This is a genomic window from Allobacillus saliphilus, assembly GCF_018138385.1.
In the GTDB taxonomy this organism is placed as follows: domain Bacteria; phylum Bacillota; class Bacilli; order Bacillales; family Alkalibacillaceae; genus Allobacillus; species Allobacillus saliphilus.
Genome location: NZ_JAGSIE010000057.1, coordinates 1 through 1,839, shown reverse-complemented (window position 1 = coordinate 1,839; position 1,839 = coordinate 1). Strand labels below are relative to the sequence as shown.

The window sequence follows — 1,839 nt, the reverse complement described above, 5'->3', positions numbered from 1 at the left end:
AAGAGGCTGGGACATAACTAGCCAAAACTAAGTAAAAAAAGGTACCAATCATCAATTTTTGATGGTTGGTACCTTTTTGGTTTAAATGTTTGTCATCATTTAGGGTAGGGTTTGGCTTTTTGGCGATGTACTTTCTCAAGTTCACCGCCATGAATGCAAATCCTAATTCATTTTCCACGTTGTCTTGACCTCTTACAGACATACGTGTGAAACGCAAATTAGCCTTCAGAAATCCGAAGACTGGTTCCACATCAATTTTACGTTTGCCGTAAATTTCACCAGTTTCTTCCTCCGAAAGCTGTTGTCTTGTGTATGTTTTTTGGCTTTCCCACTTCGCATTATAATAAATTTTTCGGTTATTCCCTTCCTTTGCCTGGGTGCATTGGGAACGCAGGGGGCACCCTGAACAGTCCTCTGCTTCGTAAACTCGGAAGGTTCGTATATAGCCATACCGATCTGTTCGGTGGGATAGGTAACGAAATGTGACTTTTTGGTCATTCGGGCAGATAAAATAATCGTTTTCCGCGTTATATTCCCAATTGGCGGAATGGAAAGGGTTATCTCTGTATTTCTTTTTCTTTTCTTTCCGATATTGGTTGTATGTAATCAGGGGCGTGCGTTTCCGGTTTTCTAGGACATCTTCGTAATTTTGTTCACTGCCATAGCCTGCATCAGCCACGATATACTTAGGCAGCTCAAAGTAATTTTCTTCAATGTGATCCAGGAAAGGAACGAAAGTACGTGTATCTGTCGGGTTCGGGAATACATCGTAAGCGAGCGCGTATTGTCCCTCTGTCGCAAGCTGCACATTATAGCCAGCTTTCAGCTGCCCGTTCCGCATATGGTCATCTTTCATGCGCATAAACGTGGCATCATGGTCTGTCTTGGAATAACTGTTGCGCTGGCCGAATATTTCCATGTCCTGCTGATATTTCTGTTTGCGCGCCACAAAATCCCTGAACTTTTTGCGGTATTGTTTCGGCACTTTACGTTCGGAACGAAGCTGTTTCCGTTCGCTTCCTCTTTCGCGTGCTTCGATTTCTTTGTCATACGCTTCGACTTTTTCATCCAATTTCTCAACTATTTGACTGAGTTCATCGATGGATAATTCATCCTCGCTTTCCCGTTCAATCTCAGGGATAATCGCGTTTTCCAGTAATTCATCATACATTTGATTAGACTTTGCCACCAATTTAGCACTGTATTTCTCAACAGCCCTGCGCCACACAAATGTGTATTTGTTGGCATTCGCTTCAATCTTGGTCCCGTCAATGAAAATTGCTTCTTCATCAATCTGTTTTTCCTGTACAAGTTGGCAGCGAAATTGGACGAAACATTGACGCAGTAACTCTTTAACCTCCGGATGCACACGAAACCGATTAATCGTGCGATACGTTGGTTCATATCCTTGAGCTAGCCACATCATGCGGACACTGTCACGGAGTAATCCTTCAATCTTTCTGCCGGAGAAGACAGATTGCGTATAGGCGCACAGGATAATTTTCATCATCATGCGTGGATGATAAGCTGGACAGCCTGTGTCACGCTGAAAACCTGCGAATGCATCATCCGGTATTGTTTCCACCACGTCATTTACAGCGTAAGCAATATCATTTTCTTGCAATTTTATTTCCAAATCTAAAGGTAAAACCACTTGATTCATGTTATAATGTTTAAACATAAGGATCCCTCCGATAGTTATTGTGTGGTTACTTTAATTTTATCAGAGGCGATCCTTTTTGTTTACTAAAAATAAACGATAATATAAAAAAGCGTGGTACCTGCCTAATCGGTAAGTACCACGCTTTTTCAATTTACTGAGTTTTGTCCCAGCCTCTT

General features: G+C 42.0%; 1 protein-coding gene. It reads right to left on the bottom strand.

Annotated features, from left to right (window positions below; all coding sequences use genetic code 11):
- Nucleotides 1–1,681, bottom strand: a 1,681-nt coding sequence (locus KC820_RS12990) for an IS1182 family transposase (protein ID WP_236782678.1), incomplete at its 3' end; no start/stop codon positions are given.
- Nucleotides 1,682–1,839: the final 158 nt, after the last annotated feature.